The sequence below is a fragment of the Tateyamaria sp. genome, from assembly GCF_059783535.1.
Genome location: NZ_JBYNDP010000052.1, coordinates 1 through 25,418 on the forward strand (window position 1 = coordinate 1; position 25,418 = coordinate 25,418).

Below are 25,418 nucleotides of genomic sequence, written 5' to 3' on the forward strand. Positions count from 1 at the left end.
TCTTGGCTTGACGCAGACGTTCAACTGGTTTGGTCGGTTGATCACTGCCAGCCCAAAGCGGTCATTGATCATGATTGTCCAAGTGACTGGTGTGCGGACAATACTGCCGTTCTCACATCCGCGAGCAAAGTCCGCTTTCGCTTGATAACATCAACGGTATGTTCAATGCAGGAAGTTGTCTGGCGGCACTTGCGACACAAAACGACACCCAATTTCCTAAAATAGAAAGTCGTCCTGTTTCACATCGCCAACATTCAAACCCTCAAGTAAGATACGCTCATTGTTCGAGCCGTAGATCACGCGCAATCCATCACCCGTCTGTTGGAATGTCAGGTCGCTATACCCCAAACCTGTTCCCTCAAACGAAATATGGTCTTGGCCCACATCAAAATCGGTGATCCGATCTTGTCCATCGTTGCGTTGGAAATGGAACGTATCACGTCCGCTGCCACCTGTGAGGATGTCAGCATTTTGCCCACCAGTGAGGTCATCATGACCGCTGCCGCCATCAAGTGTATCTTCACCACTTCCGCCGAACAGATCATCATTGCCCTGACCCGCCGATACGATGTCATCTCCGCTGTCACCCCAGAGCTGGTCGTGATCGTTGCCGCCGTCTAGTGTGTCGTTGCCGTCGCCACCATAGAGACTGTCACGATAGCCGTGACCTTCCAGGCGGTCGTTGCCACCATTTCCGCGCAGGGTATCGCCGTTGTTTCTCCCAATGAGTGTATTGTTGCCATTGTCACCATCCAAGTCTTGAACGGCCCATGCGTTCCAGTCGTCCAGAGTAATGCCTTCAAGCTGGATGCGCCCATTGTTACCATGATTGATTGTGAGCATACCCTGAGCCATTTGTACGGTCACGCCGCTTGGCAAGTCACCTGGATCAAGGATGGTTTCGCCGCTGATCACAATGCGGTCGTGGAGCAAGTCGAAATCGGTAATCACGTCACGACCGTCGTTTTGGTCAAACTCGAACTGATCCCGACCGTTTCCGCCCGTCAAAGTGTCGCTGTCATCGCCTCCATTGATGATGTCGTGACCATTGCCCCCGATGATTGTGTCGGCGCCTGCGCCACCGTACATCCGGTTGTTTCCGTGGTTGTCTTGGATCAGGTCAGAACCTTGCCCACCGTAAAGATGGTCATGATCACGTCCACCATCTAAAGTGTCATTCCCAGCCAGCCCATGGATCGTATCGCGTGCATCAGTGCCTGTAACACCCTCACTTGCGGATGTCCCATATCCTGGGAACAAGTTGGGATAGGCGCTAACCAAGTCGTCATTGCGGCGCAGAACGACCACATCGCCAGAGCCATACGAGATTTCCAGATCATCATCGCGATTGAGGGTAACGGTCATACCGTTCAGCAGTGCAGAAAAATCGTCCAGTTCCACACCATTGATTTCCAAGCGATCTACGCCGACAGAGAAGTCTTCTATGACATCTCGGCCGTCACCATCAGTAAAGCGGAACAGATCAACGCCAACACCACCCGTAAGTATGTCGTTGCCGCCATCGCTTCGCAGGGTGTCGTCCCCATGGCCGCCAAGGAGTGTATCTGCACCTGAACCGCCAATGATTTGATCATTGCCATTGCCGCCATCAAGGCGATCATCGCCCTCACCGCCTGATAGCAAATCTTCATCATTGCCACCGTTCAGCGTGTCAGCACCCACATCGCCAAACAGATGATCGCGTCCGTCATGGCCCGTAAGTTCGTCATCCCCGTCATCACCAAATAGACGGTTGTTATTGCCATCTCCTACCAACGTGTCGTTATAGGCGCTGCCCGCCAACCATTCGATGTTAGAAAGAACGTCGCCCTCAGCGTCGCCGCCAGAGGCATGTCCATTGCTAAGGTTGACACTAACTGCAGCCGCCGATGACGCATAACCGGCCATGTCGAAAACACCAGAGCCGCCATTGAGCGTATCGGCCCCCGCGCCACCTTCCAGAACGTCGTTATCCTGCTCGCCTAAGAGGCTGTCATTTCCAACTCCCCCAAACAGATAGTCGTCAAGGTTGCCGCCCCGCAGAGTATCGTTGCCTGCGCCGCCCTGTAGGTTGTCAAAGTCCCACGCACCGTTGAGAAAATCGTCGCCTTCGCCACCGTCAAGGAAATCGTTGCCACGTCCGCCGTTGAGCGTGTCGTCGCCTTGATCACCGTAGAGTTCATCGTTGCCGTCTTCGCCGTTAAGCGTATCTTGCCCAGAGCCGCCAATGAGACGGTCGCCGCCAGTCCCACCGTTAAGCATGTCATCATGGTCGCCACCGTTCAAATAGTCGGCGCCCTCGTCGCCATGAAGCGTATCGCGGCCTGTTCCGCCAGATAGCAGATCAGCGCCACTACCGCCGGTAAGCTGGTCGTTGCCTGCGTCACCGTTCATGATGTCTGCGCCCGATGCGCCGGAAAGCGTGTCATTGCCGTCACCGCCAAAAATCAAGTCGGCGCCCGCTCCACCCTCGATTCCGTCGTTACCTGACCCGCCTAGAAGACCGTCGCTGCCGCTGCCGCCTTCGACAGAGTCCGCACCCTGGTCACCAAAAATTGTGTCGTCCCCAGATCCACCAGATCCTGTGTCGTTCCCGCCAACCAGGATAAGCGTGTCGTCACCCGTTCCTAAGCCAACGCTGTCATTGCCTGTTCCGCCGAGATAATCGGCCCAATAAACGTCGTCCCCGCTGCCACGGCCAGTTTCGTCGTTTCCATCGGTGCCAACCGTAGAAGAATCGCCGAGATAATCGCCGAGCCCAGCACTTCCGATGCCGAAAAAGGTTTCTGAATTGTCAGCGTTGACGTCACGGTTGGCCATCCATCTGACTTGACCATCACCAAAGACGAAAGCCTCTACATCCTGAACGTGGAACACTTGGCGGTTGTCGTTGCTGACAACACGATACTGATTGGTTCCGGCTTGGACGCCGAACAATTCAAACCCAAGGTACGTTATGGTGTAATCGCTTGCATTGCCACTGAGATAAAAACGGTCTTGTCCAGCGCCACCAAGGATTTCAAAAGCACCCCGTTCCGTACCGGCGTGAATGTGGTCAGCACCTTCTCCCGCTTCTACGCGATCATCGCCGCCGCCTGCCAAGTCGATAGTGTCATTGCCACTGCCGCCAAAGATGTCATCATCCCCCCAGCCACCGAAAATGCGGTCGTGGCCCGCACCGCCGTCAATGTAATCGTCGCCACCATCGCCATACAGTGTATCGTCGCCGTTTCCTCCAACTGCGACATCATCGCCGGCATTCCCATGCAAGCGGTCATGACCTTCGCCGCCGTCTATGAAGTCGTCGCCATTTCCACCTGTAAGCGTGTCGAAGCCGAAACCGCCAAACATCAAATCGTCGCCGTCGCCACCTTCAATGCCATCATTCCCGGCCTCGCCTAGCAAGGTGTCGTCGCCGTCGCCTGCATATAGGCGGTCGTTGTTGCCACCACCAACGAGAACATCTTCACCAAGACCGCCTGTCAAAGTGTCACGGCCCTCGCCGCCGCTCAAAAGGTCATCCGACCCACTGCCAGTTAGCGCGTCATGCCCTGCATTGCCGTGGATATTCACCGCGAGTTCTGAAAGATCGCCACCGCCTGTCACGACATCCGAACCATCCGTTCCATAAAGCGTCTGGAGTCGTGACGCGACTAGATTCACTGTGACGCCGTTCGAGCCAAGCGCCACACCGACGTTGTACCCCCAGCCTCCATCAACGGCCGAGTCATCTGCATCAAAGAAAATCAGATCGTTGCCATTGCCACCATGCAACTGATCATTGCCTTGACCGCCAACAATTGTGTCATCGCCATAGCCTCCAAGAATAGTGTCCGAGCCAACTCCACCAGAAAGAAGAACAGCCGTGGTGTGATTGCTTGCTCGCAGCTCATTGTCACGATCATCACCGAACACACCGTCGAGATTTCGGAATGTTGAGTTCACGTTGGCAGATCCCATTCCGTCCATGATGTGGAGGCGTTCGGATTGGCCCGTTTCGTATTCCAGATTGAATCCGTCAGCCGTTTCTACAAACCGCCACCCGCGAGGGTCGTAACTCAAGGACACATCCCCAACGCCGCCAACAATTACGTCGCCATCCCGCTTAAAGGAAGCCAACCCATGCAGCGTGTTGCCGCCGACAATGACGTCATTGGATGTATCAGCAAAGCCGGTCCCGTCATCATAGTGCAGATCAATTTCAATAATGCCGAGGTCTTCTAGTGAAAAAAGCTCACCCTCATCACTAACGCCGTTCTGATTGACGTCCTGCCATACATTCAGTTCATCCCAAACACTGTCTTGTGCATTCAGAACGCCATCGTTGTTGCCGCCACGCGAAGCGTATCGGTCAAATGTTCCAAGCGCTTGCAAATCAGTCGCGTCAAAATCAACCCAATTGGTAAAAGCCAACTCGCTTGCCTGATCTATAATGCCGTCGCCTTCGCCGCGTGTGCCATCGGCATTGAGGTCTATGACAAGAAAGCCATCATTTGCGCCAACCCACGACGTCTGTTCATAAAATCCATCATCGTCCCAATCGAAGGTGACAGATGTGTTGTAGTTGATTTCAATGCCATCTCCATCCAGGTCCAAAATAACCGGGCCGAACTCGCCGCCTACCGATGTGTTGCCACGCCCATCAAATCCTCCGTCGTTCGGGGCACCGCCAAATTCGCCCCCTGTGGATGTATTGCCGTGCCCATCATGACCCCCGCTAGATCCTGAACCACCCGTTGACCCTCCGCGTGTTCCGTCTCCCTGGCTCCCACCGGCTGTCGCACCAGTTCCGCCTGTCTGCCCGCCACCACTTGAACCGCCGCCGCCAGACGACCCACCTTGGTCGTTGTCCTCTCCGGTTCGCCGGTCATCGCCCGAACTTGTATTGTTTCCGCCAGACGATCCATTCGACGTACTTGACCCGCCGCCACGCGTCCCGTCGCCCTGACTTCCACCCGCTGTAGCGCCGGTCCCGCCTGTTTGTCCGCCTCCCGCGTCCGGTCGTTCTGGTGTTGTGCCTGAATGATTGCCGGCCGCATCACTTTGAGTGTTTTCAGGTGGGCTAGGTATTGTGCCGGTTGTGTCGTACCAGACATCGTTGCTTGGGTCGCCGTCGTTGCCAACGTCAATGTACGTTCCATAAGACTCTGATACTACGACACCATTACGTTCATAATCACCTGTCTCGGTATAGCCGGAATCAAACTGTTCTTGATTTCCAAATGAAACAACCCCGGAAGCATTGGACACTGAAACGAAGGTATCCCCGTCTGAGGTAGGTCTTGAAGTGCCTACATCGTCGGTAGACGAATCCAAGCCTGCTAATTCGTTGGAGATTTCGACGTAAGCATTTACGTCTTTCGTCCCCGCTCCAAATCTAATACCACCAGTTCCACTGGCTGGGTCAATCGAGCCCCCAAGCATTAATCCTCTGGTGCCTTGGGAAAACACGTCTACTTTGGCGCCACCAAGTTTAACAGGCGTTTCGACTTGGCTCCAATCAGCTTCGGTGCCGTCAGAAACGATTCCCGCACCCGTAAACTCAACAAAACCTTTGCTGACGGTTACAGTTGATGAAACTTCGCCTGTACTGAAATTGTATTCTGTCCGGACCGATGTACCGCGAGGACCAGGGCCTTTGAACCCGAAAATAAAGTCAACCACTAAGTATCATTCCTGTCGTGTTTGTAATTTCGGAAAATCCATCGAAAGATCAACAATGACGTATCTCCAAAAAAAATAACTATCAATGCAAAACTTGCAAATATCCCAGGCCATCCATCCCAAGCAAAGGTGCTATCCCGGTAACTTGCAATGGCAACAACAACAACGAAGAAAGCTTTTCCCTTCCAACGCCGGGTTAGGCTTTTGAAGAGCAGATTCCAAAATTCAGTTTTCCTAGGTGGTTTCAATTCGGATCTTTCCAGAAGAGATCATAGTATGGATGTATTCGTTAACATCGGACAACGTTCAACACAACCTAAGCAGGTGCAGGTTGCATACTCTGCATCAGCCCGTTTCACAGTTTGGCTGTTGGACACTCCGATGTACCAAAAATCCATGCTGAACCTACTCTGACACAACCAACAAGTCGGTCCAACTGCGAAGCTGACATTCATACAAGTCGCAACATCCGTAACTCGGGCTCTCTGCCGACATCCATCGCGCCTAGCTTAAAGGTCGCCCCCAGCCCAATGCGGACGTTGGGTACAGGTATCCCGATGACGGCAGTGCGGGACGAAGCTGCCAGTCATCTTATACGTTAAACCATTTTTGCGTTTTCTTCATAAGCCAAACGCCTAAAATACACAGCAGTGCACCAACCAACTGAAACGGCGCAACGAACTTCAGTTCCAACCATAACGGACTTTCACAGATCGCGGATGACCAGCTTCCGTCAACCGTTTGGTAAATCACCCAATAGCACTGAAAAACTTCGCCCAGACGCGGGCCAGAATACATCAAAACCAAGCCAAGAATAACCAACATCCATCTCATAGAAACTTGCTACGTTGTTTGCGCTTCACTTGAAAGCCAAGAGCGAAGCCAAATCGGCTACTGCTGGATAGCACCGGTAGCTCTGGGCGCCTCACGGGCATCCGCTGTGATGCGCGTCGATGGCCCCAGGCAGCCCGAAGCCGACATTGGTTCTGAGCACTCTCACGAACAAGTCGTGGACATAAATACCTGTCGTATCCTGCAGCAGCGCAAAGGCCCGTTCCAGTATTCTGTTCGGGAAAAAGTAACATGAGCTCTTGCAATGCTGGGTTCATGCTTATTTAGCGCAGAACACGAAGCCGGTATTGAAGCTCGGATTGAAAAATGCCTCTGAATTATCCAAAAGAGTACCGTCAGTCCGTTGCCAATTCGACTTGAGTTGCGTTTGAGCTTTGACAAGCTAGCCACACCTCCAAGTAGCATTCACTTTACGAAGCCAAGAAATGTCAATAGCGTATGGCCGGCAGGCCAGAACCGAGGCAGGGCAAAATGAAATTCAAAATCTCAGCGAGCATTTTCTGTTTGGTTGTATCCTTTTCTAACACTGCAACGGCGGGCATCTTTGATGATATCGGTGATGTTTTCGAAGGTATCATACATCTTCCTGGCGATCTTTTCGAAGACCTGACCGGCATCGATGTAGACTGGGCCGATGACATGGACCATTTAGCAAAAGAGTTTTCGGATGAGCTGTGCGAGCTGTCCGGCGCTGACAATTGCACAATCAATGCCGGAGTCATGGTCTCACCAGATGGTGATGTTACCCTGCTGCAAGGTCCCGGTGCCCCAGTCGCAAAGCCAATCTCAGAGATCAAGGTTGAAGACCTTCCCGACTACTATCGCCGCATCAAAGCGGCCAACCTGGAAGTCGAGATTCAAATGGATAGAGCGCTCGCCAAGGACCTGGAAGGGCGATACCCGGCCGGTACGGTGAGCATCTTTCCCGACGCTGGTTTGACGGATATCCCGGTGCAGTTTCCGCAGGTCAACATTGGTAATGTCAGTCAGGGAATAGGTCTCTCCTACCAGCCCGTTTCCAGCCCTTTGGGCGACGGTGTCGGAGCAGCGGTGCACGCGGCCAATATTTACATCGGCGTTCGCAGCGCCATCCAATTGTCGCGCGAGCTGAACGATGCTGGGGCCTTGCTGCCCGCGGGGCGCACATTTGAATTCTACGCGGTTTACAGCGGGCCCGAGCTTAGGTTCATTTACCCAAAAGGCACGCCCGTGATCCATTCAGACGCCAAGAGTTACACCACGTTCGGCCCGTTTGTAGTTCCAGGTACAAATGTCGAGCGGGCAGAAGAAGAAGGTGGCTCATGCTCTGAAACGCCATCCGGTACGATCTGTTCGTTCAAAAGCGGCCCGATATTCATTGATTACGGCGCCGGAGTTTACGGTGTTCGCCACAGACAACCGCCAGACCGTGGCGACCTATCCCATTGTCGTGGGCGCTCGCCCTGTGTTCCGCGAGCCTACCCGTGAACCATCGGATTTGCATTTTAAGCAACCTGTTTGGGCGAAGTAACGCCTCCTCTATCAGCCATCGCTTAAACCATTTCTGTCTTTTAAGCGTTTTGATCTCAGGCGAATGAGTGGACATCCGTACATACCGCGGCCTTGTTCGAAGTACGACCGCTGCCAACCTCCGCCGCGTCTAGATCTAACGTCGCCCCCAGCCCAAAGCGGTCATTGATAATCTAGTCCCGGATGACGGCGAGGCGGGACCAAACAGTCATTTCCCACTGTATCTTGAAGGTCTGTTTTTAGGTTCAAAGACACCATTGGTTACCCTGCGTGTCGGAACCCAATGCCCTAATGTTAACCCAGTTCTAGACTGGCAACTGCGAAACATCTGTGTCCGGACGCATCGAACTCCCCTTTGTACATTCGCGCGGTTTGGAAGCCCGGTTGCCACCCCATCTTTTGGCACAACTCAATGAGCGCGATTGACCTATCCGGGACGTCCATACTAATCGGTCCGCCAATGCCGGTGGCCGCATGCGCGATCAGTTCGCGGGCAACATCCATGTCTGCGGCGACCAAAGGTCCGATCTTAGCGCCAGATTGGCAGATGCGGATCGTACAGAATCCAACGATGGTGCTTTGGTCACGTTTAACGAAGGTGGTTCTGTTGCGGCTGCCTGCGAACCATGGGCGAAAGTAGTTGGGCTTTGAAACGCCAGATGCTACCGCTTCCATTTGTATCAAGGTTGGGATGTCTTGCGGGTCAACAATGTGTATATCCCGGCCAAGCCGTTCAGTTAAGCGCCCGGTAAATCGCGTCGTTGCGCCAGAATAGGCAAATCCCGATGCACGGTAGTTTTCTTGCTGCGCGTCCACACCATCAAGGCCCACCGTTCGGGAGGCCGCATGATGCAATGCGTGCCTCCAGAGCCCAAGGCCAATTCCTCGCCCGCGAAATTCCTTGCGCACGATATAAAGTCCCAAAAAAGCGAAATCGGCTGTGTGGTTGACAACAGAAATGGATGCGATGGGTTCGTCCTGCTCGTCGACTGCAACAAAGAAACCCGTTGGGTCGGCTGCAAAGAAAGCTTCAGCATCATTGAGACCGGGGTTCCACCCCTCGTCGGCGGCCCAGTCCAGGATCAATGACAGTTCGCTCAGCGTCGCGGTCCGAAATGTCGTCATTTCCTGAGTGCATCTTTCAGGGAGACTGGCCCGGATGGGTTATCACGGAGATCCAGTTGCATCAGTAAATCAAGCAGATGTCCCTTCATGATCTCTTCGGCACCATCTGCGTCTCTGTCGCGAAGAGCGTTTACCAGCCCCATATGCGACGAGCTATCGGACAGGGCGTTACGGCGTCGCCAATACAGCGCGATGATCAATGCAGAGCGCGCGACCAACTGTGCCAATAGAGTTTCAATCAAAGCGTGGTCGGCAATCCGCGCGATTTGTACATGGAAGTCGCCTGATAGTCTTAAAGCTTCCCCAACCTCTTCGCGGTCGAGGGCGTCCTTCTCCGCTTTCATGTGCTTTTCAAGAAAGACAACGTCCTGTGGCGCGGCGCGCAAAGCCGCTGCCCGTGCCATGGCTGGCTCGATCAGGGATCGTGCTTCAAACACCTCGCGCGCTTCTTTGAGGGTAGGCTTGGCAACAAATGCACCCTTGTTACGCAAAATTGTGACGAGACCTTTGTGTTCAAGTGAATGCAAGGATTGTCGGACAATTGTACGACTTACTTTAAAAATTTCGCCGACTTCATCTTCACGCAGTTTTGCGCCTGGTTGCAGACGATGCGTGTGAATCGCCTCGGTTAATTGAAGCGCGATCTCGTCGGCGGTTGCGGATTTTGATTTCAGATTGATCGTCACGTGACACCTCCTTTCATACATCTGCAACCAGATGACGTCACGCACAAGCCGTGCACGATAAGGTAAAAAATCGTATACAATCAGCGCTCATTTTTTGTACAAAACTCTCCCGACCTGATCAAATTCGAGCATCTTGCTTCTGGGTGAGTGTCGAAAAGCTTGAATCACCTTGGTTCCGTAAAGGCGGTTGACGCAGCGTCATGGCACCGATGCGGGGGTGACATGAACCAGAAGATCGATCTTGAACTGATTGGCTTGACCAAGCGATATGGCGCGACAGTGGCGGTTGATGCGATCAGCTACCACTTCAGTGCAGGAACGTACGCGTGCCTTTTGGGGCCATCTGGCTGCGGGAAGTCTTCCACCCTGCGCATGATTGCCGGACATGAAACCGTGTCTGATGGATCGATCACCCTTGCCGGACGGGACATCTCGGACCTCCCGCCTGCCAAACGTGGCACCGCAATGATGTTTCAGAACTACGCGCTATTCCCGCACTTGAGTGTGCTGGACAACGTGGCTTTCAGCTTAACCATGAATGGTGTCGACAAGGGCACGCGCCATGCGCGCGCCAAAGAGCTTTTGGAACTTGTGGACATGACAACCATGGCGAATCGCCTACCTGCGCAACTGTCCGGGGGCCAACAGCAGCGCGCGGCCCTTGTGCGGGCCTTGATAACGGAACCAGATGTCTTGTTGCTGGATGAGCCGCTGTCAGCGCTCGACCCGTTCTTGCGGATTCGTATGCGGGCAGAGCTGAAAAAGCTGCAGCGGGAACTTGGCATCACATTCGTACATGTCACCCATGGCCAGGACGAGGCGTTGGCTCTTGCCGATGAGATCGTCGTGATGAACGACGCTAAGATTGAACAAGCGGGCAAAACACGCTCGGTCTTTGACGCCCCGAAAACAGCTTTTGTGGCGCGCTTCTTAGGGTCGCACAACGTCGTGGCGATGCCCGAAGGTTTGGTCGCTGTCCGGTCTGATGCTTTGAAAGTAACCGTGGACAAAGCGGCAAAGCTGCCGGGCACCATCACAAACATCGAATATCAAGGCACGCATGTTGCGCTCACTGCTTCTGTTCCCGGTGCGCAAGAGGTCACCGCACTGCTGTCAGACAAGGATTTCTTCGGCAACCCGAAGGAGCTCGGGGAGGCCATCGGCCTCGACTGGGAGGCCGAGGCGGCGCACGCCCTGGCTGGATAAAAAGTTCAACAGAGAGGACGAACTATGACGACAATCTCAAAAGTACGCTATTCGCGTCGCTCGCTTTTGAAGACGGGTGGCGCGGCGGTGGCGGCCGCCGCGCTTCCGGCTCCAATGGTATGGGGACAAGAGACGAAAAACATCACCTTGCGCCAGTTTGGCACCGGGGTGTCGAACCTGAATGACGTCGCTCTGAAAGTCAAAGAGGATTTGGGCTTCACGCTGGAAATGACAGCGCTGGATACGGACAGCGTGACACAACGCGCGGCGACACAGCCCAACAGTTTTGATATTGCCGATATCGAATATTTCATCTGCAAAAAGGTCTGGGCCGCTGGCAATCTGCAGGCGATGGATACGTCCAAGATCGCCCAATATGAAAACATCGCGGGCACCTTCCGAAGTGGTCTGTTGACGCCTGAAAGCACAATCGCCCAAGGGACCGCGCCACACACCGTTGGGTTCACTACGGACGTCAACGGTACAGAGTTTGTCGGAGAAGAATCCGGCTGGATGACCCTTATCCCAACGATCTACAACGCTGATACACTCGGCATCCGTCCAGATCTGATTGGCCGTCCGATCGCCAATTGGTCTGAGCTTCTGAACCCCGAATTCAAAGGCAAAGCCTCGATCCTGGATATCTCGTCGATCGGGATCATGGATATGGCCTTGGTCGTCGAGTCGATGGGTGAATACACCTACCCAGACAAAGGCAACATGACCAAGGAAGAAATCGACCTGACCCTTGGCATCTTTACCGAAGCCAAGAAGAACGGCCAGTTCCGCGCGTTTTGGAAATCATTTGATGAATCCGTGAACCTGATGGCATCCGGTGAGGTGGTCATCCAGTCCATGTGGTCGCCAGCAATCACTGCAGTACGTTCACAAGGCATCCCATGTGTCTATCAGCCGCTGGAAGAGGGCTATCGCTCCTGGGGCGGCGGACTTGGTCTGTCGGCCTCGCTGTCGGGCATGGAGCTGGATGCGGCCTACGAATACATCAACTGGTATCTCTCCGGCTGGGTCGGCGGCTATCTGATGCGTCAGGGCTACTACTCTGCTGTGCCTAGTACCTCCAAAGAATTCATGACCGAGGACGAGTGGGGCTACTGGTACGAGGGCAAAGAGTCCAAGGGGGACATCGTGTCTCCAACAGGCGACAAGCTTGCCGGGCCTGGTGAGGTACGCGATGGCGGCTCCTTCCTGGAACGCATGGGATCGGTGGTATGCTGGAACGCCGTCATGGACGAGAACCAGTACATGGTCCGCAAATGGAACGAATTCATCGCAGCCTAAGCGATGCACGCCGGAGGGCGTTGGTCCTCCGGCGCAAGACAAATCTCTAAAAGACGTTTGAGGTAGGTTTGCGGAACAATACAGTTATAGGTTGGCTTTTGGCTGCGCCCTTATCGGTGGTGCTGCTGGTCTTCCTTGTAGCCCCAATTGTGATGATCGTGATTGTCAGCTTCTGGGGCGCAACGGAGTGGTCGATTTACCCCGCCTTTCTGTTCGACAATTACGAGTTCCTTCTGACCTCGGATGTGACCTATCGGGTGTTTCTGAACACCTTCAAATACGCCTTGATCACGTGGGCCCTGACGCTGTCAATCGGCTTTGCAGTGGCCTATTATCTGGCCTTTCACATTCGCAGCCTGACTTGGCAAATCGCACTTTTCCTGCTGTGCACGATCCCGTTTCTGACCTCCAATATTATCCGAATGATCTCGTGGATCCCCTTTCTGGGGCGCAACGGGATCGCCAATTCGACGCTGATCTCAATGGGTGTCATAGATGAACCGCTTGAATGGCTGCTGTTCAGCGACTTTAGTGTGATCCTTGCTTTTGTGCATCTCTACACTCTGTTTATGGTGGTCCCCGTCTTCAACACGATGATGCGCATCGACAAATCATTGATCGAAGCCGCAGCAGATGCAGGAGCCACAGGCTGGCAGACGCTATGGCATGTCATCGTTCCCCTGACAAAACCGGGGATCATGATCGGTACGATCTTCGTTGTGGCCCTTGTCATGGGAGATTTCATCACAGTCCGGTTCATGTCCGGCAGCCAATCCGCCAATATGGGGCGGCTGATCCAGAACGACATCGCTCTGCTGCAGTACCCTTCAGCATCTGCGACTGCCGTCATTCTACTTGTTACGGTTTTGCTCTTGATCGGAACGCTTTTGCGTTTCGTCGATATCCGAAAGGAGCTTTGACAATGGAGCCTCGCCCCAAGTCCTTTTTCGTTCTCAGCGCTTTTTTCGTTCTCTTCCTAATCTTCCTCTACGGCCCGACTCTGACCATCGGCATTCTGTCATTCCAAGGGCCCGGCGGCGGCCTTACCTTTCCCATGCGCGGTGTTTCCCTGCATTGGTTCCGCGATCTCTTTGAACAGCAGGCCGTTGGCGATATCTGGGGGTCCTTCAGTCGCTCGCTGATACTGGGCCTGATGGTGATGGTCACGACTGTCGTGGTGTCGGTCATGGGAGGGCTGGCGTTTCGGAAACGCTTCGCGGGTTCAACAGTGTTGTTCTACCTGATCATCACATCACTGGTGATCCCTTCAATTCTGATCTCTCTGGGCGTTGGTCTTATCTGGTCGCAATCCGGCCTGCCGGTGCATTGGTCGAGTTCTGGCTTTGGCGCACAGCTGACATGGACGCTTCCCTTTGGATTGCTGATTATGTTTGCCGTGTTCAATCGATTTGACCGGTCGTATGAGGAAGCCGCCCGTGATCTCGGGGCCAGCCCATGGCAGGTCATTCGCCATGTCGTGCTGCCTATCATCGCACCCTCCCTCATTGGCGTTGCTCTTTTTGGTTTCACCCTCAGCTACGATGAATTTGCCCGAACACTGCTGACCGCCGGGAGCCACAACACGCTGCCACTTGAGATTTTCGGCATGACGACCAACGTGACAACACCTGTCCTTTTCGCGTTGGGCACGTTAACCACTGTTTTTTCGCTAGTGGTGATCGGGGTATTCCTGCTTGTCGTTTGGGTCATGAACCGCCGCCGCGCACGGCACGGGTCCGACGCGGGCCGAGGCATGGTCTGATGTCGATCATCATCATTAACCCCAACAGCACGGTCTCAATGACGGAGGCCATACTGGTGCAAGCACGCAGGGCTGCCCCTAAACAGAGTTTTGAAGGCTGGACCTCGCACAATGGGCCGCCCGCGATCCAAGGGCCAAAGGACGGAGAGACCGCAACGGAACCGCTTCTTCAGCTTGTCGACCAAGCATCAAGGTCCGGGGCGGATGGCATTATCATCGGTTGCTTTGACGACACTGCGCTCGACCAGGCGGCGGCAGCTGCCGAATGTCCTGTCATCGGTATCGGCCAAGCGTCGTATCACTATGCAGCCCTAAGGAACTGGCGTTTCAGCGTTGTGACCACGTTGTCCGTCTCCGTTCCTATTATCGAAGACAACATTCGGCGAATAGGTCTGAGCCCATACGTATCAAAAGTCCGCGCTTCTGAAGTACCTGTTCTGGACTTGGACGCGACCCCAAACAAGGCCTCTGAAATCATCAAGTCAGAGGCTCTGCAGGCCCAAAATCTGGATGAAATTTCTGCGATCATTCTTGGATGTGCGGGAATGGTCGAGGTTTATCACCAAGTCGAAAAAGCACTGTCACTGGAAACCATAGACCCGGTAACCTGTGCGGCCCGTTGTTGGAATTGGCTCAATTGATCCGTCAGCTCAACGGACACATTGCGATCTCTGTGGCCATTGGTGAAACCTGCAGCATAGGTAACTAAGGGCACATTGCAGTCGTCGGGGCAATCGCAGCATCGCGTCTTTAACGCCCGCTTTCTCGGAAAGGGACGGCCCAAAGCCGTCGTCCAACACCTTGTGCGAATGCCGCAGGCGCAGCCCGCTTTCCAGACATTCTCTGTGAGCGCAAGAATTGAGTGCCGGCGATCCCACAGTCTGCGGGACGAAGTGAGTTATCGCTGCAGATACGCCAAGGACTGGTATCCGGTTCGAAACCTTCTTTCGCCCGTGCAATGACCGACAGAGGTATGAAGCGTTTGCGTAGACCACCCGGACATCATCCATGTAGATGTGCCTGACGCGGATCGAGCGGCCTGAGGGGAGGCTGCAATGTGGAGGCGACTGATGAGCGAAGGGTTTGTGGAAGCCAAAATACCCTAGTGCTCAACGAGTACAAAACTCTCAGAGAGCAGGTCAATCGACCCCTGAAGCGGATAACGGCTATCCGTTGGATCATCGCGTTGGGCGTGGATTTGCAGCTGTGGTGACGGGTATTGGTCAAGGGCGTTCAGGGTTTTGTGTTCGGTGTATTCGCACTGCTTTGGCGAGCTCCGGGACGATGATGAGCGGGGCAGCAAGCAGGCCGATGATCATCCAGTGTTCAACCCCGAGTGGGACGGTGCGCAGCAGCGTTTGCAGCGGAGGCCAGTAGACAGCCGCGAGTTGCAAGCTGACGCTGATGGTGAATGCGATCACAAGGATCGGGTTCGAGAACCATCCGATTGTGGTTGTTGGCCGCGTGAGAGAGCGGAAAGCGAACACGCTGACCTTTTCGAAGATCAGCATGGCGGTAAAGGCCGTGGTACGGGCAATATCCACGCCGTAGGGCAAAAACGTGTAGAAAACCCAGAGGCTTGCAGTGGCCGTATAAAGTCCGAAGGTGGCAATCAGAGCAAATCCTGCCCGCCCGAGGATGGCCTCGCTTGGTTTGCGTGGCGGGCGTTGCATCTGGTCAGGTTCTTCCTTCTCCAACCCCAGGGCCACGGCGGTGATACTGTCGGTGATCAGGTTCATCCACAGGATCTGTGTGGCCAGGAAGATCAGCGGCCCTCCAATGATGAGATTGACCATGATCGCCAACACCTCGCCCGCGTTTGAGGACATGAGATAACGCACGAATTTGCGGACGTTGTCGAACTGCCTGCGCCCTTCGCCGATAGCGTTCACGATGGTCGAGAAGTCATCATCGAGAAGGATGAGATCGGCTGCACTCTTGGACACTTCAGTGCCCCGAATGCCCATGGCGACGCCGATATTTGCTTGTTTCAGGGCAGGGGCATCGTTCACTCCATCGCCCGTCATTGCAACAATCTGGTCGTTGCTTTGAAGGGCTTTGACGATGCGCAGTTTGTGTTCGGGCCGGGTACGGGCAAAAAGCACATCGTCCTGGAGCCTTTCCGCCAGGGCACTGTCATCCATGGCGTCAATTTCATGCCCTTCAATCAGATCAGGTGTTCCCAATCCGATCTTGTTCGCAACGGCAGCAGCAGTGATTGCACCGTCGCCGGTGATCATGATGACCCGGATGCCAGCGTTACGGGCAAGGCGCAGGGCTGACTCAACTTCTGCCCGCGGAGGGTCCATCATGCCGACCAGGCCCAAAAAAGTCAGGTTCGTTTCTGACATGTCGTCCTTGCCTGCATCGCGCATGGCAAGCCCGAGAACTCGTAAGCCCCGGGCGGCCATGGACTGATAAGCGGTTGCGATGCGTTCCCGGGTGGATTGGTCGAGTGTGTGGGGGACGCCGTCCGCGAGGATTTTGTCACAACGTTCAGCCACGACTTCGGGCGCGCCCTTGACGAAGAGGCGGGGCTGGCCTGCATCATTTGCCAAGACAGCCATACGCTTGCGTTCGCTGCTGAAGGGAATTTCCGAGAGTATGTCGGATTGGGACACCGGTGGCGCCCAGCCTTTGAAAGCCAGGGTGATGAGTGCTCCTTCGGTGGGTGCGCCAATCATCTTCCAGTGATCCCCCTCGCGAAACAGGGAGGCGTGTGTGCAGGTCAGGGCCGTCTTCAGGATCAGAGCCAAATCCGGGTCGTCAGCGGCGCGAACGGATGTTCCGCCAGTTTCGATGTGGCCTGTCGGATCGTAGCCTTCGCCGGTGACGTCATACGTGCAATCGTGGGTCCAGATTTGCGTCGCCGTCATCTGGTTCTCAGTCAGTGTGCCGGTCTTGTCGGTGCAGATCACCGAGGCGGCACCCAGCGTTTCAACCGCCTGCAACCGGCGCGCCAGTGCGTTCTTGCGGGCCATGGCGGACGCGCCGATGGCGAGCGTGATCGTCACGACAGCGGGCAACCCTTCGGGGACCATGGCGACGGCGAGCGACAGGCCGGTCATAAACATCTCAAACGGTCCGCGACCGACCATCAGGCCGATGACGACAACCAGAGCGGCAATGGAAAGAGCCGCGATGCCGATCTGTTGGGCCAGTTTTCCGAGCCGGATCTGCAGATTTGTCCGCTTTTGCCCGACACTTCCCGTCAGTTGGGCGATCTGGCCGAACCGGGTGTGCTGGCCGATCTGAGTGACGACACCAAGGGCACGCCCGTTGACCAGCGCTGTGCCGGCAAAAAGAGAGGTTTCATCGTCTGTGCCCTGCTCTGACTTGTCCACTGGCACCGACTCCCCCGTCAGTACGCTTTCGTCCACGCGGATTTCGACGGCTGACACGATGCGCAGATCGGCGGGCACGGCGGCCCCGGCGGTCACAACGACGAGGTCGCCAGGCACCAGTTCGCGGGCGGGGATGTCAACCTCTTGCCCGTCGCGGACCACGATGGCGTGGGGTGTTAGCATGGACCGCAGTGCATCCAGCGCAGTTTCGGCGCGCCATTCCTGCACAAACCCCAGAACCGCGTTCAACAGGAGCACAAGGGCGATGGCCAGGGCGTCCACCTGTTCGCCCAAGGCCAGTGCGATCAGCGCAGCGACCACCAGGATCACAACCAGCATGCCTCCGAATTGCCGCAAGAAAACCGTCAGCGGCCCGGGTGGTTTCTGGCGTGGCAATTCGTTCCAGCCGTGCTGGGCGCGCAAAGCGTCGATCTGCTGGGCTGACAGTCCCATGGAAGGGGCTGCGGACACGTCGGAAGCGTGCATCTGGGTTTCTCCGGGCCGGGTCCTTTCGCGCTAGCAGCGCATGGGTCGCGCGGCATTGAGAAAGATCAATCGGCGGCGACACGGGGACGATAGGCTTGCGCCTATCAGTCATAGTTGGGAGATCGAAATGCCACCGAAACAGCCCGCAGGCGCTGCGGAGACCGCCACATCGACGACTGCCGATGTGACCAAAATGGCCGGCGACGTTGCCGCCATGCAGGATCAGGCCCTGAAAACCATGTCGCAAATGGGTCTGGCCTGGGTCGAAGGGATGAGTGATCTGGGCAGCGAAGTGCTGTCCTTTGTTGCCGACCGGATCAAGGAAGACGTCAAGACGCAACACAAGATGCTGCATTGCAAGGACGTCTCGGAGCTTCAGAAAATCCAGGCGGAGTTCATGCAGACCGCCATTGATCAATACACCGCCGAGACCGGAAAGCTCGTGCAGATGAGCCAGGACATGTATGCGCCGCCAAGCGCGGACGAAACCAAGAAGAGCTGACCCGATCCCCTCGAGGTTCAGCCAAAGACGTAACGCCCTGGCGCTGGTCCCTTGGTCCAGCGCTTTTTTGCAGGTGCAGGCTGTTTCGCGCTGCTGTGATCGACCAGCCATTTGCCCCATGCAGGCCACCATGATCCATCCTCGATAGGGGCTTGGTCCATCCAGGTTTCGGCGGCGGTATGCGGGTCGCCTTCTGTCTTCTTGCGCAGCCGGTAGTGGCGGTTTCGGTGGCCCGGTTCGGAGAGCACGCCGCTGTTGTGCCCGCCAGCCGTCAGGCAAAAGGTCACATCCGTGTCGGTCAGCATCTGCAGTCTGAAGACGGATCGCCAAGGCGACACGTGGTCGGTTTCGGTCGCAAGACAGAAGATCGGCACCCGCAAGTCAGTGAGCGCGACCGTCTTGCCCCCCATCTTGAACCGCCCCTTGGCCAGCTGGTTTTCCAGAAACATCTGCCGCAGGTAGTCCGAATGCATCCGCGCAGGCATCCGCGTGGCATCGGCGTTCCAGGCCATCAGGTCGTTCATGGGTGTGCGTTCGCCCAGGAGGTAATGGCGTACGATCCTGCTCCAGATCAGGTCGGTGGATCGGAGCATGCGGAAGGCCCCTGCCATCTGGTCCGCGCGCAGGTACCCTTGGGTCGCCATGATGTCTTCGAGGAAGGCAACCTGGTTTTCATTGATAAAAAGTGACAACTCGCCCGGTTCGGAGAAATCCACCTGCGCGGCCAGCAGCGACAAGCTGCGCAAGCGCGTGTCGTGATCCCGTGCCATGGCGGCGGCCCCCGCAGCCAGCAAGGTGCCACCAAGGCAGTAGCCGACCGCGTGTATCGCGCCGTCGTTGGGCGCAATGTGGTTGATGGCGGCAAACAGCCCAAGATCAAGATAGTCCTCCAAAGACAGGTCGGCGTCGCCCTTGTCGGGGTTTTTCCACGAGATGATATACACTTCGAACCCCTGATCGCGGAGATAGGCGACCAGTGAGTTCTGCGGTGACAGATCCAGAATGTAGTATTTCATGATCCACGCAGGGACGATCAGGATCGGTTCAGCGTGGACTTTCTTCGTTGTTGGCCGGTAGCGGATCAGTTCAATCAGCTGGTTCTGATAGACAACGTCGCCCGGTGTGATGGCGATGGTTTCGCCCACACGGTAGTCTGGATGGACCTTTGGGCGCTGGCTGATCAATTGATTGAAATCCTCGATCCAGTGCTGCCAGCCCTGCACAAAGTTCTGCCCGTGTTCCGCCAGTGTCTTGTCCAGCACATCCGGGTTGGTGAGCGCGAAATTGGCCGGAGACATAGTGTCGATGATTTGCCGCGCAGCGAAGGAGACAATGCGTTGATGGGCGGGATCAACGCCGACGATCGGTGCCGTTGCCTCTTGCCACCACGCCTCTTGCAGGCTGAACCAGTGCCGCAGTTGGTTGTACGGCGGCACGTCCCACGCGGGACTTTGGAACCTTGGATCATCTGTTTCGGGGGCCTTGCCTGTCAGCAACGTGGTCCATGCCTCTGCCCCCTTGGCCCACGCGCTGAAGGCCAGTTCGATTTGCCGTTCGGGAGAGCCCACGACGTGCAAGGCCCAGTCGAGCCATGCAGTGCTGAGCGCTGAGGGCGACAGCCCGCCCGTGGCCTTGCCCACGGCGCTGTGCAGGATGCGATCGAGGTTGTGGTTGGTGCTGTCCTTGGGCACGGGATGTCCTTTCAGAAGGCGGTACGTTCTTCGATCAAGGCGCCATCAGTGAGGTCGTCGCGGGGGTGCTCCACGATGCGGTCACCGGGCTCCAGCCCGCTTTCCACCACCGCAAAGCGCCCATTGCGCGCGCCAAGTTCGACCGGCACGCGCGCGACCCTGTCGCCGTCCACGCGGAACGCGGCCCAATGGTTATCGGTGCGGAATGCGGCACTGAGCGGGATCAGAAGCGCGTCTTCTTCCTCGTAAGTGACGATGCGCAGGTAGACGGCGAATTCATGTCCCAGATCAGGGCGTTGTTCAGGGGGTGTCGTGATGTCGAACACGACGTCGACGCGCTGTTCCTCGATCCCGAGGGCAGAGACCTTCATGCGCGCCGCAGGCTCTACATAGGCCAATTTGGCTTGAAGCGGGGGGCCGCCCCAGCGTTCAACGGTTGCGCGAGCGTTTGGTGGCAGGCTGACCGCGTCAGATGTGAGCAGATCGGCCACGAGTTCGATTTGGCCGGGGTCACCGATTGTCAGCAGGCGTTCACCCGATGTAACTGGCCGGGCGCTGACCTCGTCGATGTCCAGAACCACGCCATCGGTTGGGGCAAGCAGCGACATGCAGCACGTATCGTTTTCGCCGTTGCCCGAGGTTTCGACCAAGGCCGCCTTTGCCCGGCGCAACCCGCCTTCGGCCTGCGCGATACGGGCATTTGCCGCCTCAAGTGCGGCGTCTGTGATGGCAAAGAGCTGTTGCGCTTCCTCCAGCCGGGTGATGCTGGCCACGCCCCGTTCAACCAGTTCCGAGGTGCGGTCGAAATGTGATTTCGAGAATATGTAATCCTCCCGCGCGCGGGCCAGGTCCGTTTCGGCCACGTGCAGGGCGGCTTCGGCCTCGCTGACGGCGGCTTCGGATTGCATACGGGTGCGGGCATCGAGCAACCCGGGTGAGATGGGTTCGACCAATGCGACGACCGTTTCATCCCCTGTCACCGGATCACCCACGCGCACGGGCGAGCGTTGGGCGACACCGGCGATGGGGGCCGACACTTCGAAGACCTCCACCACGCGTGTCGTGCCATCGGCATCGACCGTGATCTCGAAATGGCCGGTATCCACGGTGTGCAGGTCCACGGGCACGGGTTCGGGGCGGAAGGTCACATAAAGCAGGCCCCCGGCAATGCCGATCCCGATCAGGCCAAGGATGATATTGCGGCTGGTCTGGGCCATGGTGTCACTCTCTGGTTTTCATCACGGAAACAAGGTCGATGCCGTCGAGCCTGCGTCGCACGATAAGGACGGAGACGAGGGCGGCGGTCAGCACGATCAGGCTGGCGGAGGAAAAAGTGGAGGCGCTGACCACGAGAGGCATGGAGTAGAGGTCGCTGGTGTAGCTTTCGGTCAGCATCTTGGCGACGCCCCAGCCAATCCACCAACCCAAGGGTTGGGCAAGGACAGCCAGCAACATGATCTCGCCCACCAGCACGAATCCGACCTCGCCCTTGGTGAAGCCGAGGATGCGCAGGCTGGCGAGTTCACGTGCGCGTTCCGACAGCTGGATGCGCGCGCCATTATATGCGACGCCGACAGTGATCAACGTGCCGAGGATGGCGTAGATCGTGGTCGTGATCAGGATGTTTTTGCTGATTGTATCCTCGAACCCGGCCCGGTTTTCGGCCAGCATCGCGCGCCCAGCCAGCTTTGGCAGGTCTTTGAGGCTTTGTTGAAAGGCGTCGCCATGGGCCGCGTCCAGCGTCACGTTGACGATGGAGACGCGGGGGTCTTGCTGGAACAGACGGTTGGTGGTGGCTTGATCCATGTAAGCGCCCAGGCCGAAGAACTGGGTCACAAGCTGGGTGACGGGCAGGGTGTAGGTGCCTTGATGGACCCCCAGAAACTTCACCTCGATCACATCGCCAAGGGACGCGCCAAGCTGGTCAGCCAGACGTTCGGACAGCATGATGCCGCCGGGCGGGGCATCCACCACTCGACCGTCCGTTGACACCACGCGGCTGAGGTTCATGCCGGGGCGCCGCGCCTCGATCGCGGCGCGCTTGCTAAAGTGTTCGTGACGCAGAACTGCCGTCATCACCTGCTGCCCTTCGGCCTGAAGCACACCGGGCAGACGACGGGCCTCTTCCACCACTTTCTCGTCCACTTCGTCATTGAAGAATAGAACGGCGTGCTGGCGGTTGGATTGGTAGAACGCGGTATCGATGATCAGATCGAGTGCGTCCGGAAAGAAGTTGGAGGACACCAGAATGCCAACTGCCAGCGCCATGCCAAGGATGCTTAGGCCTGCGCGCATCGGCCATCGGATGATCCCGCGCAGGATCATCATGGTGGGCTGGCTGACGCGGATGAAGTGTAGGGCGCGATCCACCCAGCTGGTGGTGAACCGGGGTGGCGCGGGCGGAGCCATGGCCGTGGCAGGCGCCAATCGCGCCGCGACCCATGCAGCGCGCGCGGCCCCTGTGCCTGCCGCGATCAGGCCCAGCACGCCGGACAACACGTAGATGTTCCACGACACCGAATAGATCAGGTAAGGGAACTTCAGGAAATCAGCATAGAGCTGCGCGAGCTCGAAACTGAGCCAACTGCCGGCGACATAACCGATCAACACACCGAAGACGCCGACCAGGCTGGCAAGCAGAAGGTAGTGCATCAGAATGGCCGCATCGGAATAGCCCAGAGCCTTGAGCAGCCCGATCTCGGCCCGTTCGAGCGCCACAATCCTTCCCATCACCATGTTCACGAGAAAGATCGTGATCCCGAGAAAGATGGGCGGCAGCGTATAGGCCAGCGTACGCAGTTGCGTGATTTCCGCATCTATGAAGGCGTTGGATTCCTGTTCGGTCCGGTCAATGGCGCCAAGTGCGCCGTATGGTTCCAAAATGGTGTCGAGCGCGTCGATCACCTGTTCCAACCGGTACCCTGAGCGCAGTTTGACTGAGAGGTTGTTGAACGCGCCCGTCCGGTCCAAAGCTGCGGCCAGCGCCTGTTCAGGCATCCAGATCACGCCGAAGTCTTCGTCGTTGGGGATCAGGCTGCCGGGGCCGATAGTGTAGATGAACTCGGGCGACAGGGCCCAGCCCGTAACCGTCAGCGTGCGTTTGGTGCCATTGAGCGTGGCGGTGAAATCGTCACCGGGCCAGAGGTTGTTCGCTTCACCAAACGGAGCGTTCAGGACCACCGCATCGGTGGCCGTGGCATCGGGCCAATTGCCCAGCCGCAGGATCGGTTGGTTGAGGGATGTGCCGTTTTCGGGCAGCGATACGACATAGGCCACCGTGGCATCAACCTTGGCTGGAATGTCCAGTGTCGCATAGGTGGTCACGCGCGGCTCGATGGACGCGACCCCGTCAATGCTGCGGATGATATCGAGCATGCTGTTCGGTGCCCGGTTCACATCGATAAACACGTCGGCAAATCGGTTGCGCTCGTAATAGGTCGCACGCGTTTCTTCGAGCGCATCAGACATGCCGAAAGACATCAGCAGCACGGCCACGCCGGCGGCCAGCACAAGCGATATGGCAAGGAACTGTGACCAGAGCCTGCGGAAGTCGCGGATGAGTTTGCGGTCGAGCGCCTCCATCCCGTTCACCACGCAATCTCGGCTGGGTCGAGCCGCGTTTCATTCACGTCGATATTCGCGATCTTGCCATCTTGGAACCAGATCACGCGGTGCGCCATTTTGCGGATTTCGGCCGCATGGGTGATCACCACGGTTGAGGTGCCAAGGTCTTCGTTCACCTGTTTCAGCACTTCCAGCACCTGGATCCCGGTCTTGCTGTCCAGCGCGCCGGTGGGCTCGTCACAGAGCAGGATTTCAGGCCGCTTCGCCACAGCGCGCGCGATCGCGACGCGTTGTTGTTCGCCCCCCGACAATTGCGCTGGAAAGTGATCCATCCGGTGCGTCAGCCCGACAAGGTCCAGGGCCTCTTCAGGCGGCATGGGGTTTGGCGCCACATCCGTGACCAGTTGCACGTTTTCGCGCGCCGTGAGGCTGGGCACGAGGTTGTAGAATTGAAAGACAAAGCCCACATGGTCGCGGCGGTAGCGGGTCAGCCCCCGGTCGCGCAGATTGGTCAGTTCAAGATCGCGGAACCAAACGCGGCCGTTTGTGGCGTGATCCAACCCGCCCAGAATGTTCAACAGCGTGGACTTGCCGCTGCCCGAGGGGCCCAGCAGCACAGTCAATTCGCCCGCAAAAAGCTCCAGATCCACATTGTCGAGCGCGTAGACCTTCACTTCTCCGGTGTCGTAAACCTTGGTCAACCCGCTGGTGCGGAACACGCGTTCGGCGGGCAATTTTGTCATGCGGCACCTAGTGATGCCGATGTCATCATGGCGTGGGCAAATACGTCGAGGCGCCTGTCTGTTTCCGGTGTGTTTTCGATCTTGTTCTGGATGTTTAAGCTTGCTGCCAACCGGCGGCCCAACACACTTTCGCAAGTAGCCACACATTTGAGAGGTTCACTGGCCCCGCCAGACGTGGTGAGCAGGCCAACGGGTGTCGCTGTTGACGCCAGCGCAGTGATGACACTGCGTGCCGGAGGAGCGGGTTGATCCGCCCAGATGGGGCAAGCCACTACGATCCAGGGTCTGTCCGCTGGAACCACATTGCCACTGCTCAGTGGCGGCAAGTGTGATCGGCCAACATCCCAGATTGCGCGCAAGACCCACAGCAGGCGCATCCGGTAGCGGTCGGTTTCAATTGGTATGACCTGGGCCCCTGTCCGCTGCGCAAGCAAATCCACGGCGCGGCGGGTATGTCCCGATTTCGAAAAGCAAAAAATGGCAGGTGATGTGTTCGCAGGCATGACTCCCGACCCCTTTCCGGGTCGGTTTAGCGCCTTCGATGCGTGGCGCATTGAGCAATATCAATCCAAGCGCTGGAGCCACATGGCACAGAACGATCAACGCCAGTCGAGAGGAGCAGCGAGATGCCGGACACGTTACCCAAGACAATGAAAGCTGCAGTTGTGACCGAGCTTGGCAAGCCGCTCGATATCCGAGAGGTTCCGGTGCCTCAGATCGGGCCGCGCGATGTGTTGGTGCGCGTGCGTGCCTCGGGCGTTTGCCACACCGATCTGCACGCGGCGATGGGGGACTGGCCGGTCAAGCCTACTGCACCGTTCATCCCCGGTCACGAGGGCGTAGGCGAGGTGGCTGCCCTCGGTGCTGAGGTCACGCATCTGAAGGAAGGGGACCGGGTGGGTGTTCCCTGGCTGCATACCGCCTGCGGGCGATGCGAGCATTGTTCGGGAGGGTGGGAGACCTTGTGCGAAAGCCAGCAGAACAC

Annotated in this window: 18 protein-coding genes; 8 read left to right on the plus strand and 10 right to left on the minus strand. The window is 56.9% G+C overall.

The features are described from left to right. Window positions 1-216: 216 nt before the first annotated feature. Both AC6RA8_RS11670 and AC6RA8_RS11675 read right to left on the minus strand, forming a co-directional pair. The gene (locus tag AC6RA8_RS11670) at window positions 217-5,250 is read right to left on the minus strand and encodes an SPM autocatalytic domain-containing protein (protein ID WP_500352923.1); all 5,034 of its coding nucleotides are present in this window, start codon (window positions 5,248-5,250) and stop codon (window positions 217-219) included. A 1,005-nt stretch (window positions 5,251-6,255) separates the two neighbouring features. Continuing rightward, on the minus strand, window positions 6,256-6,498 hold the full coding sequence (locus AC6RA8_RS11675) for a hypothetical protein (RefSeq protein WP_500352924.1): 243 nt from the start codon (window positions 6,496-6,498) through the stop codon (window positions 6,256-6,258). Window positions 6,499-6,987: 489 nt separating this feature from the next. On the opposite strand from AC6RA8_RS11675, the gene AC6RA8_RS11680 reads away from it, so the two are divergent. After that, window positions 6,988-7,983, plus strand: coding sequence for a hypothetical protein (locus AC6RA8_RS11680; protein ID WP_500352925.1), 996 nt, complete (start codon window positions 6,988-6,990; stop codon window positions 7,981-7,983). 336 nt (window positions 7,984-8,319) lie between these two features. On the opposite strand, the gene AC6RA8_RS11685 is transcribed toward AC6RA8_RS11680, so the two are convergent. Beyond that, window positions 8,320-9,150, minus strand: a complete 831-nt coding sequence (locus AC6RA8_RS11685; RefSeq protein ID WP_500352926.1) for a GNAT family N-acetyltransferase — start codon at window positions 9,148-9,150, stop codon at window positions 8,320-8,322. After that, complete coding sequence (locus AC6RA8_RS11690) at window positions 9,147-9,836, minus strand: GntR family transcriptional regulator (protein WP_500352927.1); 690 nt, start codon at window positions 9,834-9,836, stop codon at window positions 9,147-9,149. Before AC6RA8_RS11690 ends, AC6RA8_RS11685 begins: the two co-directional genes overlap by 4 nt. A 222-nt stretch (window positions 9,837-10,058) precedes the next feature. Here AC6RA8_RS11690 and AC6RA8_RS11695 point away from each other — a divergent pair, with 222 nt between their 5' ends. The 5 genes from AC6RA8_RS11695 to AC6RA8_RS11715 all read left to right on the plus strand — a co-directional run bounded on the left by AC6RA8_RS11695 (window position 10,059) and on the right by AC6RA8_RS11715 (window position 14,744). Beyond that, a complete protein-coding gene (locus AC6RA8_RS11695; protein ID WP_500352928.1) occupies window positions 10,059-11,042 on the plus strand; it encodes an ABC transporter ATP-binding protein in 984 nt (327 codons plus the stop codon). A gap of 33 nt (window positions 11,043-11,075) precedes the next feature. Then, entirely contained in the window at window positions 11,076-12,341 is a 1,266-nt protein-coding gene (locus AC6RA8_RS11700; protein ID WP_500352940.1) for an ABC transporter substrate-binding protein, read from the plus strand. Between the two features lie 98 nt (window positions 12,342-12,439). Beyond that, on the plus strand, window positions 12,440-13,261 hold the full coding sequence (locus AC6RA8_RS11705; RefSeq protein ID WP_500352929.1) for an ABC transporter permease: 822 nt from the start codon (window positions 12,440-12,442) through the stop codon (window positions 13,259-13,261). A 2-nt stretch (window positions 13,262-13,263) separates the two neighbouring features. Next, entirely contained in the window at window positions 13,264-14,103 is an 840-nt protein-coding gene (locus AC6RA8_RS11710) for an ABC transporter permease (protein WP_500352930.1), read from the plus strand. After that, window positions 14,103-14,744, plus strand: coding sequence for an aspartate/glutamate racemase family protein (locus tag AC6RA8_RS11715; protein WP_500352931.1), 642 nt, complete (start codon window positions 14,103-14,105; stop codon window positions 14,742-14,744). The genes AC6RA8_RS11710 and AC6RA8_RS11715 overlap by 1 nt, the downstream gene beginning before the upstream one ends. A 582-nt stretch (window positions 14,745-15,326) precedes the next feature. On the opposite strand, the gene AC6RA8_RS11720 is transcribed toward AC6RA8_RS11715, so the two are convergent. Then, the gene (locus AC6RA8_RS11720; protein WP_500352932.1) at window positions 15,327-17,933 is read right to left on the minus strand and encodes a cation-translocating P-type ATPase; all 2,607 of its coding nucleotides are present in this window, start codon (window positions 17,931-17,933) and stop codon (window positions 15,327-15,329) included. A gap of 127 nt (window positions 17,934-18,060) precedes the next feature. Between AC6RA8_RS11720 and AC6RA8_RS11725 the strand changes: the two genes are divergently transcribed. After that, window positions 18,061-18,435, plus strand: coding sequence for a phasin family protein (locus AC6RA8_RS11725; RefSeq protein ID WP_500352933.1), 375 nt, complete (start codon window positions 18,061-18,063; stop codon window positions 18,433-18,435). Window positions 18,436-18,452: 17 nt separating this feature from the next. Here AC6RA8_RS11725 and AC6RA8_RS11730 read toward each other — a convergent pair whose 3' ends face one another. From AC6RA8_RS11730 to AC6RA8_RS11750, 5 genes are read right to left on the minus strand one after another with little or no spacing between them, the layout of a single operon-like run. Continuing rightward, window positions 18,453-20,126: a PHA/PHB synthase family protein gene (locus AC6RA8_RS11730; protein WP_500352934.1), complete on the minus strand. Its 1,674-nt coding sequence runs from the start codon at window positions 20,124-20,126 to the stop codon at window positions 18,453-18,455. A gap of 11 nt (window positions 20,127-20,137) precedes the next feature. Continuing rightward, window positions 20,138-21,343 carry an efflux RND transporter periplasmic adaptor subunit gene (locus AC6RA8_RS11735; protein WP_500352935.1) on the minus strand — a complete coding sequence of 402 codons (1,206 nt, stop codon included), beginning with the start codon at window positions 21,341-21,343 and terminating at the stop codon, window positions 20,138-20,140. Window positions 21,344-21,347: 4 nt separating this feature from the next. Continuing rightward, the gene (locus tag AC6RA8_RS11740; protein WP_500352936.1) at window positions 21,348-23,708 is read right to left on the minus strand and encodes an ABC transporter permease; all 2,361 of its coding nucleotides are present in this window, start codon (window positions 23,706-23,708) and stop codon (window positions 21,348-21,350) included. Between the two features lie 5 nt (window positions 23,709-23,713). Then, a complete protein-coding gene (locus AC6RA8_RS11745) occupies window positions 23,714-24,433 on the minus strand; it encodes an ABC transporter ATP-binding protein (protein ID WP_500352937.1) in 720 nt (239 codons plus the stop codon). Further along, complete coding sequence (locus AC6RA8_RS11750; RefSeq protein WP_500352938.1) at window positions 24,430-24,936, minus strand: hypothetical protein; 507 nt, start codon at window positions 24,934-24,936, stop codon at window positions 24,430-24,432. Before AC6RA8_RS11750 ends, AC6RA8_RS11745 begins: the two co-directional genes overlap by 4 nt. 123 nt (window positions 24,937-25,059) lie before the next feature. Here AC6RA8_RS11750 and AC6RA8_RS11755 point away from each other — a divergent pair. Further along, the coding region (locus AC6RA8_RS11755; RefSeq protein ID WP_500352939.1) for an alcohol dehydrogenase catalytic domain-containing protein at window positions 25,060-25,418 on the plus strand (359 nt) is incomplete at its 3' end.

What these genes read in the sequence shown, in the direction of transcription:
- AC6RA8_RS11675 (WP_500352924.1), bottom strand. Translation starts at nt 6,498, where the DNA reads ATGAGATGGATGTTGGTTATTCTTGGCTTGGTTTTGATGTATTCTGGC.
- AC6RA8_RS11680 (WP_500352925.1), top strand. Translation starts at nt 6,988, where the DNA reads ATGAAATTCAAAATCTCAGCGAGCATTTTCTGTTTGGTTGTATCCTTT.
- AC6RA8_RS11685 (WP_500352926.1), bottom strand. Translation starts at nt 9,150, where the DNA reads ATGACGACATTTCGGACCGCGACGCTGAGCGAACTGTCATTGATCCTG.
- AC6RA8_RS11695 (WP_500352928.1), top strand. Translation starts at nt 10,059, where the DNA reads ATGAACCAGAAGATCGATCTTGAACTGATTGGCTTGACCAAGCGATAT.
- AC6RA8_RS11710 (WP_500352930.1), top strand. Translation starts at nt 13,264, where the DNA reads ATGGAGCCTCGCCCCAAGTCCTTTTTCGTTCTCAGCGCTTTTTTCGTT.
- AC6RA8_RS11715 (WP_500352931.1), top strand. Translation starts at nt 14,103, where the DNA reads ATGTCGATCATCATCATTAACCCCAACAGCACGGTCTCAATGACGGAG.
- AC6RA8_RS11720 (WP_500352932.1), bottom strand. Translation starts at nt 17,933, where the DNA reads ATGCACGCTTCCGACGTGTCCGCAGCCCCTTCCATGGGACTGTCAGCC.
- AC6RA8_RS11725 (WP_500352933.1), top strand. Translation starts at nt 18,061, where the DNA reads ATGCCACCGAAACAGCCCGCAGGCGCTGCGGAGACCGCCACATCGACG.
- AC6RA8_RS11735 (WP_500352935.1), bottom strand. Translation starts at nt 21,343, where the DNA reads ATGGCCCAGACCAGCCGCAATATCATCCTTGGCCTGATCGGGATCGGC.
- AC6RA8_RS11740 (WP_500352936.1), bottom strand. Translation starts at nt 23,708, where the DNA reads ATGGAGGCGCTCGACCGCAAACTCATCCGCGACTTCCGCAGGCTCTGG.
- AC6RA8_RS11745 (WP_500352937.1), bottom strand. Translation starts at nt 24,433, where the DNA reads ATGACAAAATTGCCCGCCGAACGCGTGTTCCGCACCAGCGGGTTGACC.
- AC6RA8_RS11750 (WP_500352938.1), bottom strand. Translation starts at nt 24,936, where the DNA reads ATGCCTGCGAACACATCACCTGCCATTTTTTGCTTTTCGAAATCGGGA.